The organism is Mesorhizobium sp. M1A.T.Ca.IN.004.03.1.1, from assembly GCF_003997555.1.
Lineage (GTDB): Bacteria > Pseudomonadota > Alphaproteobacteria > Rhizobiales > Rhizobiaceae > Mesorhizobium.
Genome location: NZ_RZTV01000004.1, coordinates 1 through 15,819, shown reverse-complemented (window position 1 = coordinate 15,819; position 15,819 = coordinate 1). Strand labels below are relative to the sequence as shown.

Annotated in this window: 15 protein-coding genes; 6 read left to right on the top strand and 9 right to left on the bottom strand. The window is 64.0% G+C overall.

Annotated elements, in window-relative coordinates:
- Positions 1-148: 148 nt before the first annotated feature.
- Entirely contained in the window at positions 149-1,333 is a 1,185-nt protein-coding gene (locus tag EOD29_RS14000) for a Gfo/Idh/MocA family oxidoreductase (RefSeq protein WP_127213971.1), read from the top strand.
- 99 nt (positions 1,334-1,432) lie between these two features.
- Here the strand turns inward: EOD29_RS14000 and EOD29_RS37160 are convergent, their stop codons facing one another.
- A complete protein-coding gene (locus EOD29_RS37160) occupies positions 1,433-1,645 on the bottom strand; it encodes a hypothetical protein (RefSeq protein ID WP_082953623.1) in 213 nt (70 codons plus the stop codon).
- A gap of 315 nt (positions 1,646-1,960) precedes the next feature.
- Between EOD29_RS37160 and EOD29_RS13990 the strand changes: the two genes are divergently transcribed.
- Positions 1,961-2,395, top strand: a complete 435-nt coding sequence (locus EOD29_RS13990; RefSeq protein ID WP_067003930.1) for a hypothetical protein — start codon at positions 1,961-1,963, stop codon at positions 2,393-2,395.
- A gap of 224 nt (positions 2,396-2,619) precedes the next feature.
- Here EOD29_RS13990 and EOD29_RS13985 read toward each other — a convergent pair whose 3' ends face one another.
- From EOD29_RS13985 to EOD29_RS13955, 7 genes are all read right to left on the bottom strand, one after another.
- Positions 2,620-3,810 carry an NADH-quinone oxidoreductase subunit D gene (locus tag EOD29_RS13985; protein ID WP_127242088.1) on the bottom strand — a complete coding sequence of 397 codons (1,191 nt, stop codon included), beginning with the start codon at positions 3,808-3,810 and terminating at the stop codon, positions 2,620-2,622.
- Between the two features lie 70 nt (positions 3,811-3,880).
- Complete coding sequence (locus EOD29_RS13980) at positions 3,881-4,276, bottom strand: hypothetical protein (RefSeq protein ID WP_127247019.1); 396 nt, start codon at positions 4,274-4,276, stop codon at positions 3,881-3,883.
- Positions 4,277-4,387: 111 nt separating this feature from the next.
- Positions 4,388-5,995, bottom strand: coding sequence for an FGGY-family carbohydrate kinase (locus tag EOD29_RS13975; RefSeq protein ID WP_127247018.1), 1,608 nt, complete (start codon positions 5,993-5,995; stop codon positions 4,388-4,390).
- A 197-nt stretch (positions 5,996-6,192) separates the two neighbouring features.
- The gene (locus tag EOD29_RS13970) at positions 6,193-7,077 is read right to left on the bottom strand and encodes an AraC family transcriptional regulator (protein WP_127247017.1); all 885 of its coding nucleotides are present in this window, start codon (positions 7,075-7,077) and stop codon (positions 6,193-6,195) included.
- Between the two features lie 170 nt (positions 7,078-7,247).
- Complete coding sequence (locus EOD29_RS13965; protein WP_164747628.1) at positions 7,248-8,198, bottom strand: ABC transporter permease; 951 nt, start codon at positions 8,196-8,198, stop codon at positions 7,248-7,250.
- Between the two features lie 17 nt (positions 8,199-8,215).
- Complete coding sequence (locus EOD29_RS13960; protein WP_164763766.1) at positions 8,216-9,736, bottom strand: sugar ABC transporter ATP-binding protein; 1,521 nt, start codon at positions 9,734-9,736, stop codon at positions 8,216-8,218.
- A 74-nt stretch (positions 9,737-9,810) separates the two neighbouring features.
- Complete coding sequence (locus EOD29_RS13955; protein ID WP_067318782.1) at positions 9,811-10,923, bottom strand: sugar ABC transporter substrate-binding protein; 1,113 nt, start codon at positions 10,921-10,923, stop codon at positions 9,811-9,813.
- Positions 10,924-11,285: 362 nt separating this feature from the next.
- Between EOD29_RS13955 and EOD29_RS13950 the strand changes: the two genes are divergently transcribed.
- The 4 genes from EOD29_RS13950 to EOD29_RS13930 all read left to right on the top strand — a co-directional run bounded on the left by EOD29_RS13950 (position 11,286) and on the right by EOD29_RS13930 (position 15,334).
- Positions 11,286-12,467 carry an SGNH/GDSL hydrolase family protein gene (locus EOD29_RS13950; protein ID WP_164763765.1) on the top strand — a complete coding sequence of 394 codons (1,182 nt, stop codon included), beginning with the start codon at positions 11,286-11,288 and terminating at the stop codon, positions 12,465-12,467.
- A gap of 548 nt (positions 12,468-13,015) precedes the next feature.
- Positions 13,016-13,492: a hypothetical protein gene (locus EOD29_RS13940; protein ID WP_127247014.1), complete on the top strand. Its 477-nt coding sequence runs from the start codon at positions 13,016-13,018 to the stop codon at positions 13,490-13,492.
- Positions 13,493-13,565: 73 nt separating this feature from the next.
- Entirely contained in the window at positions 13,566-14,849 is a 1,284-nt protein-coding gene (locus EOD29_RS13935) for an SDR family oxidoreductase (protein ID WP_127247013.1), read from the top strand.
- Complete coding sequence (locus tag EOD29_RS13930; protein WP_127247012.1) at positions 14,849-15,334, top strand: DUF2269 family protein; 486 nt, start codon at positions 14,849-14,851, stop codon at positions 15,332-15,334. Before EOD29_RS13935 ends, EOD29_RS13930 begins: the two co-directional genes overlap by 1 nt.
- Positions 15,335-15,417: 83 nt before the next feature.
- Here EOD29_RS13930 and EOD29_RS13925 read toward each other — a convergent pair whose 3' ends face one another.
- Positions 15,418-15,723 (bottom strand): hypothetical protein, encoded by a 306-nt coding sequence (locus EOD29_RS13925; protein ID WP_067318770.1) that lies wholly within the window; start codon positions 15,721-15,723, stop codon positions 15,418-15,420.
- Between the last annotated feature and the right edge of the window lie 96 nt (positions 15,724-15,819).

The window sequence follows — 15,819 nt, the reverse complement described above, 5'->3', positions numbered from 1 at the left end:
TTCACCATTCGAACCCTCCTCCACCGGTCTCGCATAAGGCTAGTGCGGCACGATCGTTTTACAAAACAAAATTTGGAAAGGCTGTTCGAAATTGGCGAGGCGCCTCCTATAGTCCCTGTGCTGGACGGCATCCGGGAGGACTCGAACCATGGTCTACGCAACCGCTGACGGAACCTTCCGCAGGCGCCTGACGGTCGGCATGGTCGGCGGCGGTCGCAACGCCTTCATCGGCGCGGTTCATCGGTTGGCCATGCGGCTCGACGACCAGATCCTGCTGGTGGCGGGTGCGCTGTCCTCGGATGCCGAGAACGCTGCGGCATCCGCCGCTGAGATCGGCATCGCGCCGGAGCGCAGCTATGACGACTACCATGCGATGGCAAAGGCCGAAGCGGCGCGGACGGACGGCATCGAGGCGGTGGTCATCGTCACGCCCAACCATCTGCATGCGCCGATCGCCACTGCTTTCCTAGAAGCCGGCATCGACGTCATCTGCGACAAGCCGCTGTCGACAACGCTTGCCGAGGCTGAGGCGTTGGTGGCGCTGACGAAAGCCAAGAAGCGCCGCTTCCTCGTCACATTGAACAACACCGGTTACGCCATGGCGCGGCAGGCGCGCGAAATGGTGGCAGCGGGCGAACTCGGCCGCATCCTATCCGTGCACGGTGCCTACATCCAGGACTGGCTGACGCAGCCGATCGACGCGCAAGGCCAGAAGCAGGCCGAATGGCGCACCGACCCTGCGCGCGCCGGGCAATCGGCGGTGCTTGCCGACATCGGCGTGCACGCCTTCAACCTGGCGAGCTTCATCTCCGGCTTCGAGGCTGACGCCGTATCGGCGGACCTTTTCACCGCCGTGCCAGGTCGTCGCCTCGACGACAACGCGCATGTCCTCGTGCGCTGGACCGGCGGGGCGCGCGGCACCATCCTCGCCAGCCAGACTTCGCCCGGCCACTACAACGATCTCTCGGTGCGCATCTATGGCGACCGGGCCGGGCTCGAATGGTCGGGCACGCGGCCGGAGGAACTGCGCTTCGCGCCGTATGGCGAGGAGGCACGCACGCTGGTGCGCGGCGGCCACGGCTCGACGACGGAAGCCCGGCGCGTCTCGCGCATGCCGGCGGCGCATCCCGAGGGCTATATCGAGGCCTTCGCCAATTTCTACCGCGATGCCGCCGACATCATCCGCGCGCATCGAGCGGGCGCTGCGGTCGATGTTGCGCGCGCGGCGCAGGTGCCGGACGTCGTCGACGGCGCTCGTGGTGTGAAGTTCCTGGCGGCGGCAGTGGAGTCGAACGCGGCCGGAGGAGCCTGGACGCCGGCGCGGTTTGAATAGACGCCGGCTTGGTGCTTTGAATCGTTCAATCCGCTTTACAATGCGGGGCGGCGCGACCGGCCGACGTGTGGCCAATCAGCCGAGCGGCCGAGGTCGGCCTCATCGATGATGTCCCGCACCGATATGGCCTCGTGGCCCTGCACCGAGCGCACCCGAGTGCTTGGGAGGCACGTCGTTCTCATCCGGATTGGGAACGGGTTCCTCGTCCGGCAGCCTCTCCGGATCTGGTTCGCGCATCGGTTTTGGGTCGGGAAACGGCGGCGGCGTGGGGACCGGCGTTGGCGTGGGGTCGGGAGTGGGGAGAATAGCCATAAGGTCGTCCCTCGTTGCGCTGGCAGAGCAGTCCGCGAGATGCGGTTTGGGCAACCGGTATCTGCCCGACCAGAACATGATGGGTAGAGCCGCCTCATCCGACGCTTCATCGACACCTGATCACCGGCGGCTGACGCATGGCAGAACGGCCTCGACCGGGGATGGTTCCACAGCGATCCCGCCGCGCTTCGGCGGGGTCGGACACGAATGACGATCAAATGATTTCCCGTCGCCCATTTCGCCCTTGCCGGCGCCATGCAGCGCCTTAGTTCCGTTTGCGGGGCGGGTGATCATCTGCCGACATAGGAGGCGGCCTTGAAGCACCAAACCGTAGACCAACTCAATGCCGTTGCCGACGTTCATGCTGAAGCAGCGGTTCTCATCGCCAGTCGTGGCCAACGCCTCGAACGCTGGGCGCAACTTCTCGAGCAGGATCCCGGCCGGCGCCTTATGGCGCTTGCGGGCACCGAATACGCCACACCCGACGTGCGCGAAAAGATGCGTTCCACCGGATCGCCGATTACTGTCGCCTTCGAAGACCCGATCTTTCGTGCTCAGGGCCTGAAGGACGACACCTACGGCGAAGCAAAGCGCTTCTTCGAACTCAGCGACTGGCAACTGCACGAGGTCGTCTGCCATTGCCATGTCGGCGCCAATCTGCCGGCACGCTGGGCGGCGTCCCGCGTTCGCGCGGCCATCTCTCCAGGCTCGGGCATTCTTGCCTGGCTGAGATCGGTGTTCATGCACTAAGACGACTGCCGCGGTTCGAAGAACCGCGGCAAGTTCAATCCTTATCGGAGACGGAGGGGAGTTGTCCCCAGCCGTCGGTAGCTAGAGCGATTCACCGTTTTGCGAGAACGTCGAACCGCTCTATCTTTTTGCTTCGCTCATTCTGCTGTTGATGCAATTCCCCGCGCGAAGTTTGGGACTATGTCTGGAATTTGCTCTTAGGGCTGCCCGCGCCGCACCTCCACTCAGCGATCGATCTCTCCGAACACGATATCCAGCGATCCGATGATGGCCGCGACATCGGCGATCATGTGCCCGCGCGACAGGAAGTCCATCGCCTGAAGGTGGGCGAAAGACGGCGCACGTATCTTGCAGCGGTACGGAACATTGCTGCCGTCAGAGACAAGATAGACGCCGAATTCGCCTTTGGGCGCCTCCACCGCGGCGTAGACCTCGCCCTGCGGCACATGATGGCCTTCGGTGTAGAGCTTGAAATGGTGGATCGTCGCCTCCATGGAACGCTTCATGGTGGCGCGCGGCGGCGGCGTGATCTTCTGGTTCGGTACGGCGACCGGGCCGTGCCCGTCGGGCAAGCGCAGCTTCTCCAGACATTGCCTCATGATCCTAACCGACTGCCGCATCTCCTCCATGCGCACGAGATAGCGGTCGTAGCAGTCGCCGTGCTTGCCGACCGGAATGTCGAAATTCATTTCGGGATAGCATTCATAGGGTTGCGCCTTGCGCAAATCCCAGGCCGCGCCCGAGCCGCGCACCATCGGGCCGGAGAAACCCCATGCCCAAGCATCGTCCTGTCCGATCACGCCGACGTCGACATTGCGCTGCTTGAAGATACGGTTTTCGGTCAGGAGTTCATCGAGATTGCTCAAAGTTCCCAGGAACGGATCACAGAAATTCCAGATGTCGTCGAGCAACTCTCCCGGCAGATCCTGATGCACGCCGCCGACCCTGAAATAGTTGGCATGCATGCGCGCGCCCGACGCGCGCTCATAAAAGACCATCAGCTTCTCCCGCTCGGCGAAGCCCCAGAGCGGCGGCGTCAGCGCGCCGATATCCATCGCCTGCGTGGTGACGTTGAGCAGGTGCGACAACAGCCGGCCGATCTCGCAAAACAGGACGCGGATAAGCTGTCCGCGCCGGGGAACCGATATTTCGAGCAGCTTCTCGGCGGCGAGGCAGAAGGCATGCTCCTGGTTCATCGGCGCCACATAGTCGAGCCGGTCGAAATAGGGCAGGGCCTGCAGATAGTTCTTGTATTCGATCAGCTTCTCGGTGCCGCGGTGGAGCAGGCCGATATGCGGATCGGCGCGGTCGACGATCTCGCCGTCGAGTTCCAGCACTAGCCTGAGCACACCATGCGCCGACGGGTGCTGCGGTCCGAAGTTGAGCGTGAAGTTGCGAATTGCGGTTTCGGCCATGGCGGCCTCTTCGCGGACTCTCATTTTGTTTGGCCGCTGCAGTCGGGTCAACCGCCCGCGGCGCCGCTGATCATGTCGTGGTCTGGATGATCAGCGTCAGCGTGCCGTCGCCATCGATGTTGGCCGCGACGACCTGCGAGGAATTCAGCCCGTTCGCATGCAGCACCGATACCGCCTCGGGCGAGGCATCGATCGATTTCTGCAGCTTGGCCAGGTCCGTGGCGGTTGTCCTGGTGACCACGGCTTCGGCCTGAACCTTGATCTCCGCGGGCAGGTCCTCCATCGCCACCACCACGACGTTAGTAACGGTCTGGCCGGAACTTGGCGGATCGGGTTGCACCTGGTCGAGCCGAGGTTGTTCAGCCGGTGGCAGAACCTGGGGCGGTTGCGGATCGGCGTGTTGAGCCGAGACCGACTGCGCCAGGGCAAGGGTCGAAAGAGCGAGCATCATCGTCAATGTCCGCATCGTCTTTCCTTCCATGTATCGAAGTCTGACGACACAACCCCTCCGCCCGGCGATGGTTCCGGCCCAAGAGGGCAAGTGACGGTGAATGTTGGCGGGCGACGGCTGGATATCTCACACAGCCAAAACTGACAGCGCAGCAGCCTGCAGGAGTTCGAACGCGGCAAAGCGCCCGTCGTGGCAGGCAGCGAGCGCGGCGTTCGGCGAATAGACCTCGCCCACCTCCGACATCGCCGCCATGGCCGCGCGAAGGTCGGAGTGGCGCCCGGCGGCCACCGCGCCGAGCATCGCTGAGCCGAGCAGCACCGGCTCGGGGGACGTTGGCGCGTAGACCACCTTGCCGGTGGAGTCGGCGATGAGCTGTCGCACGAGCGGGCTCTGCCCTGCGCCGCCGCTGATGGCGATCGTATCGATGTTGATGCCGCGGCCATGCATGGCGGCCAGGATCTGGCGGGCGCCATAGCCGAGGCCGCAGAGGCCGGCGACATAGAGCGCGACGAGACTGTCGGCCCCGGTCGCCATGTCCAAGCCGGCGACCAGTCCGCGCGCGTCGGGATTGGCCAAGGGGGCACGATTGCCTAGAAATTCGGGAACGACATGCAAGCCGCCGACCAGTCTGTCCGCCTTCGCCGCACCGCCATGCCGCTCCGCCTCCTGCGCCAGCCACTGGCTGAGGTTCTGGCCGCCTCGCGCCGCGATCCCGGCCAGCTCGACGGCGGCGGGGTGCATGCCGACCAGGCGATCGATGGCGGCGCCCGCGGCCGACTGGCCGCCTTCGTTCAGCCACAGCCCCGGCACCATCGCGGAGAAATAGGGCCCCCACACGCCCGGCACGAAAGCCGCCTGCTCGGTCGTCGTCATGGTGCAGGCCGAAGTGCCGAAGACATAGGCCATGCGCGTGGTCACATCGCCGGCGCCGCCGCGCGCGCCGACCGAGCCGATGCCGCCGGCATGCGCATCGATCATGCCGGCGGCGACCGGCGTTCCGGGCAAAAGGCCAAGCTCGGCCGCCGCCTTGCTCCTCAAGCCGTTGGGCAGCGCGCTCCCCGGCGCCACGACCTCGGTGCCGATCCGGGCAAATTTCTCATCCGCGAGCGCGCCGAGCCCGACCTTGCGAAAATAGCCATCATCCCAGCGTGCCTCATGCGCGAGATAGGTCCATTTGCAAGTCACCGTGCAGGTCGAGCGCGCCAGGCTGCCGGTGGCGCGCCAGGTGAGGAAATCGGCGAGATCCATGAACTGCCATGCCGCGGCGAAGGTCCGCGGCATGTTCTCGGCGAGCCATAAGAGCTTCGGGGTTTCCATCTCGGGCGAGATTGTGCCGCCGACATAGCGCAGCACATCCTCGCCGGTGCCGTTGATCCTGCGCGCCTGCTCGGTGGCGCGGTGGTCCATCCAGACGATGATGTTGCGCTCGCGATCCCCTGACGGGCTGACCGTCAGCGGCTCGCCACCCGGCCCTAGAACGACAAGCGAGCAGGTGGCGTCGAAGCCGACGCCATGCACCGACTGCGCCGAGATGCCGGCAAGCGACACCGCCTCGCGGACGGTCGTAGCAACGGCGCGCCAGATGTCATTACTCGATTGCTCGACGATATGGCCTTCGGCATGCCAGGTGGCGATGTCGGCCTTGGCGGACGCAAGCATGGCGCCCGCTTCGTCGAAGACGCCCGCGCGGGCACTGCCGGTGCCGATGTCGATGCCGATGAAATGACTGCTCATGACTTCAGATCCTTCGCCCGATCCGTTCGGTTGCTATAGGTCATTGCTTTGCGGCAGGATGACAAGGTCGCGGACGGTGATGTCACCTTCGTTCCCTATCGGTGTTGCCGTTCCGGCTAGCGGCGCAGGCAAAGCTTTGCCTTGCCGCGCACGTTTGCCCATGCCAATTCGACGCCGCTGCTTGTCGTGCCGGCTGGCTAGGCCGCTTTCGCCAGGTTGATGTTGTGCAGTGTCAGCCGCCGGAAATGCGAGGGCGTCATGCCCTTTTCGGCGAGAAACTGCCGGTTGAAGTTGGAAAGGGTGTTGTAGCCGACCTCGAAGCAGATGCTGGTGATCGAAGCCTGCTCGTCGCTCATCAGCATCTGGCAGGCCAGGTTGATGCGCAGCCGCTTCACATACTGAACCAGCGTCATACCGGTGTGCTGGCGGAAGGAGCGGGAGAACACACTGGGCGACTGGCCGGCGATGGCGGCCAGGTCCGTCTCGCTGAAGGGCTGGGTCAGGTTCTCGCGCAGATAGGCAAGCGCCTTGTTGATGCCGGCCGACATATAGCCCGACGGATCGGGCAGGTAGCTCGCGCTGGCCAGCATGCGCGCGCCTTCGGCGCGGCTGAGCAGACCCATTATCATCATGAACAGCTCGATGCGGCGCACGCCTTGCGAATTCATGATCTCTTCCATCAGCGGGCCAAGCTGCTTGCTGGTCTGGCGGCTGAACAGCACGCCGCGGCGCGAGGCTTCGAGCACCGGCGTCAGCGCCGCGAGCTCGGGGAAGGTGTTGATAGCGCCTTCGATAAAGCCCTCATTGAACTGAATGATGCGGCAGCGGAGCGGCACCGTCGCGTCCTTTGGCACATCGCTCACCCAGTTGTGCGGCAGGTTGGGGCCGGTCAGCACCAGATTGCCCGGCTCGAACTCGCCGATGAAGTCGCCGACGAAATAGCGGCCGCGGGTGGCGACGATGAGATGCAGTTCGTATTCCGGATGGAAATGCCAGCGCACCGTGCGGAACGGGTAACCGTGCGACCAGGCAGTGAAAGACTCGCCCGGCCTGATCTGCACAACTTCAAGATCGGGTTTCATCGCTGCTCCTCCCGTATTGAAGCCAAGGCGCGTCCCCTCTACGACGCGCCGTCGGTTTCGGCCTCATGTCAGCCAAGCTATCGAGCCGACAAGATCTTCGCCACCATGTTCGCGTCACACCATTGGTACTTTTTTGACTATTCTGAGCCTCCACGGCGCTGAGCGGCGCCTCAAACGACGCCGCGTTCCTCGCTCCTTATGCGGAAGGCATCGACGGCGATCGCAAGCAGGATCATCGCGCCGCCGATCATCTGAATGTAGTAGGCCGAGACGTTGATGAGCTGCAGGCCGGTCTGGATGACGGTGATGAGCAGCGTGCCGCCGAGCATGCCGATGACGCGGCCGCGGCCGCCGAACAGCGAGACGCCGCCGATGACGGGTGCTGCCACGGCATAGAGCAGCGTCGTGCTGCCGACGGTCACGCTGACGCCGCCGAGATAGGAGGTGTAGAGGAAGCCGGCCACTCCAGCGAGGAAGCCGGAAGCGCTGAAGGCGCCAAGCCTCGCGCGCTTGACGTTGATGCCTGCGGCATTCGCCGCCCGGCGGTTGCCGCCGGTGGCATAGAGGTTGCGACCCCAGGCCGAATAAGCAAGCACGACATGCGCCAGGAGATAGGCGACGAAGAGGGCGATCGGCATTACCGGCCAGCTGCCGATGGTGGCGCTGCCTATGTAGCTGTAGCCTTCATCGGTCACCACCATGGTGCGGGCCTGGGTGGCGCCGAGCACCGCGCCTTGCAGAAAAAGCCCCATGGCCAGCGTCGCGATCAGCGAATTCATGCGCAAATAGGCGACGAAGTAGCCGTTGAGCAGACCGACGAGTACCCCGGCAACGATGGTGATGAGTACGGCCAGCGTCCAGTGGACGCCGAACTGCTGCATGGCATAGGCGCCGACCATGCTCGAGAAGACCAGATTGCCGACCACCGAGAGATCGATCTCGCCGATCAGAAGCGTGAAGGAGACCGCCAGCACCAGCACGCCCAGCGTGGTCGCCTGCACCAGCACGTTCTGCAGATTGCCTTCCGAAAGGAAGAAGGGATTGAGGAAGCCGGCGAGGATGCTGAACACGATGATCAGGATCCAGACCACATTGTCGAGAAGGAATTTCTTGCTGGTCATGTCTGATACTGCCCCTGTCATCGCGCCGCTCTCGCTTCGGCGATCGCATCGATGGTGATCTCGGCGCCGCTCAGCATTCGCGCGATTCGACCCTTGGAGAAGATCACCACACGGTCGACGAGGCGCTGCATCTCTTCCGGGTCCTGCGCGAGCAGAAGCACGCTAACGCCCTCCTTCGTCGCATCGTCGATCAGGCGGTGGATCTGCTCCTTGGCGGCGACATCGACGCCGACGGTCGGTTCGTCGAGCAGAAGCAATCTCGGCTTGCGTTCCAGCAGCCGGCCAAGCAGCACCTTCTGCTGGTTGCCGCCAGACAACTCGCCGATCTCCTGGGCGCCGCTGCCCATGACGATCTCCATGGCGCCGCGCGCCTCGCGCATGCGGCGGTTCATGCCGGCGCCGCTCACCAGCCAGCCGAGCGATAGCGGCCAATTGCCGAGGTTGAGGTTCTCGGTCACCGACATCGAGCCGACCAGGCCTTCGCCGATGCGGTCATGGGTGAGGTAGGCAATGCCCGAGCCGAGGCTCTGCCCCGGCGAGCCGAGACGCGCTTCCCGGCCATCGATCAGGACGGCACCGGCCTCGATGGGCAGCAGGCCGCCCAGCGCCCGCATCAATTCCTGCGGCCCTTCGCCGAGCAGGCCGACGAGGCCGACGATCTCGCCGTGGCCGATCGCAAGATCGACCGGGCCGCCGCCGGAAAAGGATAGCCCGCTGAGCTCGATGGCCGCGCCATGATCCTTGCGGGCGCGGTGGAATTCGGCGACGTCGGCGCCGGTGATGACGCGCGCCATGGCCTCGGCCGAAAGCTCCGCCGCTTTGCCGCTGGCGGTCACCTTGCCGTCGCGCAGCACCGTGTATTCCGAACAGAGCTGGCGCACCTCGTCGTTGTGGTGCGAGATGTAGATGAAAGACGTGCCGCGTTGGGTGAGGCTCTCGACCCATTCCAGCAGATGCAGCCGCTCGGCCGCCGCAAGGCCTGCGGTCGGCTCGTCGAGGATGATCAGCGAGGCTTCGGCCGCGACCGCCTTGATGATGGCGAGCCTTCGCCTGTCGCTGGCGCCGAGGTCGCCGGCGCGCCGCCTCGGATCGACCGGCATGCCGTGGCTTTCGAGCTGGCGCACCGCCCGGCGGCGGAGCGCGGGCCAGTCGGTCAAGCCGTAGCGTCTCGGCACATCCGGCAGCAGAAGATTTTCGCCGATCGAGAGGTCTTCGAAGATCTCCGAATGCTGCGACAGAAGGTGGAGCCCGCGCTTCTTGCGCGCCGTCAACGGCAGAGCCGACACGTCCTCCCCATTCAACAGGATGGTGCCACTGTCGAGACGCAACAGCCCGGCGATGATGTTGGACAGCGTCGATTTGCCAGCGCCGTTCTTGCCGAGCAGGCCATGGATCGCGCCCCGCGACACGCTCAGCGAGACGCCGTCCAACACCGCAAGCGGGCCGAAGCGCTTGAAGACATTGTCGACGGTCAGAACAGCGTTGGCACCGTCCTGCGCAAGGCTATCGGGCACGATTGTGCCGTCGGCGTTGACCATTGGGATAACCGGCAATCTCGAAATGAGGTGAGAACGCGATGGGCGCGTTCTCACCCGCCTCGTCGGCTGCGATCTCAGCCGGCGTTCTGCTGCATCTTCCACACCTGGGTCACGACATTGGCCCAGTGGCGCGGGTCGTCGGCATTTTCCTTGGTGAGGAAGTAGGGCGGGATGGTGAGCAGCGGGCCGGACGGGCTGTCGGCGATCGTGCCCTTCTCCCAAAAATACTTCTTGTTTTCGTAAGGTCCGGTCGGAACCGGCTTGCCCTTCAGCGTGTACTCTTCCAACAGGTCGACGACGATCTCGACATAGGCGATCGGGTCCTGTGCGATGTCGGCGTCGATCTCGCCGGCCTTCACCCATTCCAGCGCATTCGGCGAGGCATCGATGCTGGTCAGGATGATGTGCTTCTCATGGCCGACCGGAAACAGCCGTTTCTGCGTTTCGAGTGCCTTGCGGGCATCAACGACGAAGATGTCGGTCGGCATGTGGATGGCGTCGAGGTCCGGCCGCTCGCGCAGCGTCGCCGAGACCACGGCGAGCGCCTGCTCATGCTGGTTGTTCTGCGGCCGCGAGATGATCTCGATGTCGGGATATTTGCTCTTAAGCGTGTCCTCGAAACCGTCTTTGCGATCGCGCAGCGCCACGGCGGTCAGCGAGCCGTAATTGTTGAGCACGCTGCCCTTCGGCGAGCCGTGCTTCTTGGTGAGCAGCTCGGCGGTCTTCTCCGCCGCCATGACGCCCGACTGCTTGTTGTCGAAGGTCACCGAAGCGGCTACTTCTCCGCCGGTAAGCACGGTGTCGACCATGCCGAGCGGCACGCCGAGCGACTTCGCCTTCTTGCTCAGTGGGATGAGCAGCTCCGAATCCAGCGCGTCGGAAATGAGGTAGCGCGGCTTCTGCAAGAGCAGGCTGTTCCAGTCGTTGACCTGCGCGTTGGCATCGCCATTGGCGTCCTTGCCGACGAATTCCAGGCCGAGGCCTTCGACCTTGCGCTTCAGCGCCTCCTGCAGCACGACGAAGAAGAAGAAGCCGAGATAGCCGGTCTCCCAAGCCACAACCTTGGAGGTCGTGCCTTGCGCCGCGGCGCGCTCGCCGCCCGCCAGCAACAGGCCGCCGGCAGTGGCTGCCGCGCCCTGCAAAAGCGCGCGGCGGTTCAATGTTAAGCTCTTGGTCTCGCAACCCATGTCTCGCTCCCTGAAATGGTTGGAATCTTTGCCGGTAGAGCTTTCCACCAAGCCCGCCCGGCGGGGCACTCAGCCCCAAACATCCCCCGGAACGTTTCCTCCCCCGGACGATCTGATCAGGCTAGGCGCGCGCTATCCGGCCAGCCACCACGTTCCGGGGCGGGTGTTAGTACTTTTTTGATTCCGCTAGTGAAAGCCGAGGCCGCGATTACGACTGCGCTACAACATGCTCGACCTCCGGCGCGTTGCATTCGGAGTCAAAAATCTATGTGTCGGGGAAAGCGCAACCGGTAGCTCGCGCCGCAAGCCGCGACTATCTGTCTGGCGGAGGGCCGCGCGTCGAAACCGAAGGGATGGAGAGAATGAAGCACTGGATCGGAACCTGGAGCGCAAGCCCGATGAACGTCTGGCCGGGAGACGCCGTGCTCTATGGCTTCCACCAGCAGACGGTACGCCAAGTCGTGCGCGTCAGCACCGGCGGTGAGAGGTTCCGATTGAGGCTGTCCAATGAATATGGCGGCTCGCCGATTCGGATCGGCGCCGCGACCGTCGCGCTTGCCGCGAAAGACGGCGAGGTCGACGCCGGCAGCATCCGGCAGGTGACGTTCGGCGGCGAACGGCAGACCGATCTGGCGCCCGGCGCGCCGCTGCTCGGCGATGTTGTGGACCTATCGGTTGCCGATCTCGGGCAGATCGCGATCAGCCTCTATTTCCCCGATTTCGCGCCGATCGAGACCTATCACTACGAGGCGCAGCAGACCGCCTACATCTCCGAAATCGGCGACTTCGCCGACGCAGCCGAACTGCCGGTGCAGCAGACCTCGACCAGCCGCTATTTCCTCAGCGCCGTGCTGGTCGAGAGCGGGCCTGACAGTGGCTCTCTGGTTTGTCTCGGCGATTCCATCACCGACGGCTTCGGCTCGACCGTCGACGGCAATGCGCGCTGGCCGGACCGGCTGGCGGAGCGGTTTGCGAAAAGCGGCCGGCTGTCAGGCATCGGCGTCCTCAACCAGGGGATCGGCGGCAACCGCGTGCTTGCCAGCCGCGCCCGCGGCGCCAACGCGCTCGCCCGCTTCGACCGCGACGTTCTGGGTTTTCCCAACGTCCGGTGGGTCTCGGTGCTGGAAGGCATCAACGACATCGGCTGGCCGGAAACCATGCTTGCCGGCCCTCAGGAGGCCGTCGCCGTCGAAAGCCTGATCGCGGCTTACCGGCAATTGATCGCACGCGCCCGCCTCAACGGCATCAAGGTGCTGCTTGGCACGCTGCCGCCCTTCGGTGGCGCCTTCGAAGGCCAGCCGCTCAGAACTTTCTACTCTCCGACCAAGGAGCGCGACCGCGAGGCGGTGAACGCCTGGATCAGGACATCGGGCGAAGCCGATGCCGTCGTCGATTTCGAGCGCGCGCTGGCCGATCCCGCCAACCCGTCGAGGCTGCTCGCCGCCTTCGATTGCGGCGACGGCCTGCATCCGTCCGACGACGGCTATGCCGAGATGGCCAGGCTGTTCGAGGAAGCTTTCGAGAGCTTGCTTCGCGGCCAATAGGATTACCTGGTTCTGCGAGTGGCGGCTGCTGCCCGCGCCGGCGCCTTCTGGATGTTGGCGGCGCCGCCCATGTCACCATTCTTGGTGCGACCCGCCCCGGTCGTGCTCCAATATCGGCGCCCGTCGTCGGGTGCAATTCGGCGAAAACACGGATGGCCAACCTCAGAACAGGACGACGAGCACTTAGCATGATGGAGCCGGCAGAAGAGCTCAGCTGTCCAGGAACAAACTGCAAGTCTTTCCGGTTTGGTGACCGAACCGATTGCGGTCACGAAAATGGTTGGACATAGAAGACATAATAATGAGCAGATTGCGCAGCTACTGAGGCGCCAGTTTTCCAGTGAGATAATGAGGCGCCATCTGCGTGCACTTCCGCTGTTTCGGACCGAGAGGTGGCTCCCTGACCGGCTTGCCGGGTTGATGGAGGTTTTAAAGCGAAGTGAGGGTCGAGGACGACGGCGTTGATTCTTGCTTCTGGCCTGAAGCGTCGACGTCAGGCTGGACGCAAAGGTCGTCTTTCGATCCCAATGGAGAAGAGATGGTGAGCAATGCGGCCGCTCGATAAGGCGTTGCTTGGGGCTGTGGCAGGCGTCGCGGCGACCATGGCGATGACAGCAACGATGAGGCGCCTGCACGCAGTCCTGCCCGACGACGAGCGCTATCCGCTTCCGCCTCGCGGGATCGTCGACCGCACTTTTCCAGCTGTTGACGAGCGCGAAGCACGTTCAAGAACACTGCTTGCGCATTTCGGGTTTGGCGGTCTCACCGGTGCTTTGTTTGCCCTGCTGCCCACCACTCGAGGGAGCGGGATCGCCTACGGCTTATGCATCTGGGCGCTGAGCTATCTCGGTTGGATTCCCGCCGCCCGCATTCTGACCCCGGCGCACCGCCACCCCATCAGGAGAAACATGCTGATGATTGCAGCTCATGTCGTTTGGGGCCTGACGCTTTCGAGATCACTGAGAGAGATGGAACGCGCCGCCATCGAGGCGTTCGACCAGCAAGCCGAGAGGAGAAGCCGGTGACCGGGCGGCGCGTTCTGCGGAACGATCCGACCCTTCGGCCCGCCGCGCTGTCTTGTCCGGCGGGACATCGGCAATGAAGGTTCTCGTAACGGGATCGAACGGTCTCATCGGCACAGCGGTGTGCGCGCGTTTGGTCGCGTCAGGGCACGAGGTCGTGCGGGCCTCACGACGCCGATCAAGCCGGGCGGGGGAGGCGGGAACGGTCGCCATCGATATGGCGAAGGCGCTCGCCCCCGAGAACTGGGGCAGTGCTCTTCAAGGCGTTGACGTGGTGGTGAATTGTGCCGGTGTTCTGCAGGACAGCGCCAGCGAAAATACGACAGGGGTTCATGCATTGGGCGCAGCGGCGCTGTTTCGTGCCTGCCAGCAAGCCGGGGTGCGCCGGGTCATCCACTTTTCCGCTATCGGCGTCGATCGTGAGCAACCCTCGGCCTTCTCCGCCAGCAAATATGCCGGCGATGAGGCCTTGATGACGCTCGACTTGGATTGGGTCGTGCTGAGACCCTCCGTCGTTCTGGGCCGCCCCGTTTTTGGAGCGAGCGCCCTGTTTCGCGGCCTTGCCGCGCTTGCTCTACTGCCCTCCATGCCCGGCTCCGGCCGTCTGCAGGTGGTTCAACTTGAGGACGTGGTCGAAACGGTGGCGTTTTTCCTCAGCCCTGACAGCCCGTCACGGATCGCTCTCGACCTTGCTGGTCCGGACGCCTTCGCCATGGAGGAGGTAGTCGCGCATTACCGCAGGTGGCTTGGATGGGACGAGGCTCGCGTCCTGGCTCTCCCGAGATGGGCGGCGCGTCTACTTTATCGGCTGGGTGACGCCGTCAGTGTGCTGGGATGGCGCCCTCCCATGCGCACCAACGCCGCCCTTGAGATCAGCCGGGGAGCAACCGGTGATCCCGGACCCTGGAAGGCGATAACCGGGATCGAGCCGCGAGGTCTCCCGACAGCACTCGCCGCAAACCCAGCCACGGTGCAGGACAGGTGGTTTGCCGGCCTCTACTTCATCAAACCCGCGATCTTTACGGTGCTGCCGTTCTTCTGGATCATGACCGGAATCATATCCTTGACAACCGGATGGCAGAGCGGCGTCCAACTCCTGATCGGTACCGCGGTGAGCGCGCTGGCGGCGCCGTTGGTCATCGCCGGCGCGCTGGCCGACCTGGTCATCGGCCTTCTCATCGCGCTTCGCAAAACCGCGCGCGTTGGGCTCTGGGGAGCGATCGGCGTATGCGTTTTTTATGCATTGGCCGGCACGCTCCTGCGGCCCGATCTGTGGAATGAACCGCTCGGCCCGCTGATGAAGATCCTGCCGATCGTTCTTCTGCACTTCGTCGCATTGGCGATCCTGGAGGAGCGCTGATGCTCTACTTCGGTCTCAAATATCTCCATATCGTGGGCGCGGCGGTTCTGCTGGGGACGGGCGCTGGCATCGCCTTCTTCATGCTGCTTGCACACCGGACCGGCAACCCGGCTACCGTGGCCGCGGTCGCGCGCATTGTCGTGATTGCCGATTTCCTGTTCACGGCAACGGCAGTTGTAGCGCAACCGATCACCGGCGTCGCGCTTGCCCGGCTCGTCGGCTATTCGCTCTGGGACGGCTGGATCGCGCTGTCGATCCTTCTCTACGTCGTGACCGGTGTTTTTTGGCTTCCCGTGGTCTGGATGCAGATGGAGATGCGCGATCTTGCCCTGGCGGCGGCGAAAGCCGGCCAGTTGCTTCCGCTGCGCTATCACCGGCTTTTCCGGCTCTGGTTCGTCTTCGGCTTTCCGGCCTTCGGCGCGGTCGCCGCTATCTTATGGCTGATGATCACCCGCCCGGCCATCGAATGGTTCGGGACCGGCTGATGCCGACGGGCCGAGCGAACTCATCTGAGCTACGCCGGGAGGAGAGGCGCCGGCTCTGATTTCCCGTGCATGGACAAGAACGACTACACCAGCGCGATCGGCATGTAGCGGATAACCACCTTCTCCTGTCGAAACCACCGCTCGAGTGCGATCCGGCGTTCACGCCAGTCGATGAGATCGACCTCGTTGGCCATGACTTCGAAGATCACAATCTTGTCGGCGTTGGACTCGGCACCCTTTTTCCACAAACCGTCGGCAGGCGCCTGAAGGTAAGCAGTAACGCCTTCGAAGCGACTCGCCAGTTCTTCCTTCACGCGGTCGAAATCTTCTTGAGCGAAAGGCTGGCCGTTGTTGTCCGAGCAGGGGAGCAGGATCTGAACAAGATGCATCACAATTCACCGGTGAAAACTAGGCTGAATCGACATTCAGCGCATCCATAACATAGCTGCGGCGAGATGGATGAAGGCGAGGAAGTGGCCGGCGCG

What these genes read in the sequence shown, in the direction of transcription:
- EOD29_RS14000 (WP_127213971.1), top strand. Translation starts at nt 149, where the DNA reads ATGGTCTACGCAACCGCTGACGGAACCTTCCGCAGGCGCCTGACGGTC.
- EOD29_RS37160 (WP_082953623.1), bottom strand. Translation starts at nt 1,645, where the DNA reads ATGGCTATTCTCCCCACTCCCGACCCCACGCCAACGCCGGTCCCCACG.
- EOD29_RS13985 (WP_127242088.1), bottom strand. Translation starts at nt 3,810, where the DNA reads ATGGCCGAAACCGCAATTCGCAACTTCACGCTCAACTTCGGACCGCAG.
- EOD29_RS13980 (WP_127247019.1), bottom strand. Translation starts at nt 4,276, where the DNA reads ATGCGGACATTGACGATGATGCTCGCTCTTTCGACCCTTGCCCTGGCG.
- EOD29_RS13975 (WP_127247018.1), bottom strand. Translation starts at nt 5,995, where the DNA reads ATGAGCAGTCATTTCATCGGCATCGACATCGGCACCGGCAGTGCCCGC.
- EOD29_RS13970 (WP_127247017.1), bottom strand. Translation starts at nt 7,077, where the DNA reads ATGAAACCCGATCTTGAAGTTGTGCAGATCAGGCCGGGCGAGTCTTTC.
- EOD29_RS13965 (WP_164747628.1), bottom strand. Translation starts at nt 8,198, where the DNA reads ATGACCAGCAAGAAATTCCTTCTCGACAATGTGGTCTGGATCCTGATC.
- EOD29_RS13960 (WP_164763766.1), bottom strand. Translation starts at nt 9,736, where the DNA reads ATGGTCAACGCCGACGGCACAATCGTGCCCGATAGCCTTGCGCAGGAC.
- EOD29_RS13955 (WP_067318782.1), bottom strand. Translation starts at nt 10,923, where the DNA reads ATGGGTTGCGAGACCAAGAGCTTAACATTGAACCGCCGCGCGCTTTTG.
- EOD29_RS13950 (WP_164763765.1), top strand. Translation starts at nt 11,286, where the DNA reads ATGAAGCACTGGATCGGAACCTGGAGCGCAAGCCCGATGAACGTCTGG.
- EOD29_RS13940 (WP_127247014.1), top strand. Translation starts at nt 13,016, where the DNA reads ATGCGGCCGCTCGATAAGGCGTTGCTTGGGGCTGTGGCAGGCGTCGCG.
- EOD29_RS13935 (WP_127247013.1), top strand. Translation starts at nt 13,566, where the DNA reads ATGAAGGTTCTCGTAACGGGATCGAACGGTCTCATCGGCACAGCGGTG.
- EOD29_RS13930 (WP_127247012.1), top strand. Translation starts at nt 14,849, where the DNA reads ATGCTCTACTTCGGTCTCAAATATCTCCATATCGTGGGCGCGGCGGTT.
- EOD29_RS13925 (WP_067318770.1), bottom strand. Translation starts at nt 15,723, where the DNA reads ATGCATCTTGTTCAGATCCTGCTCCCCTGCTCGGACAACAACGGCCAG.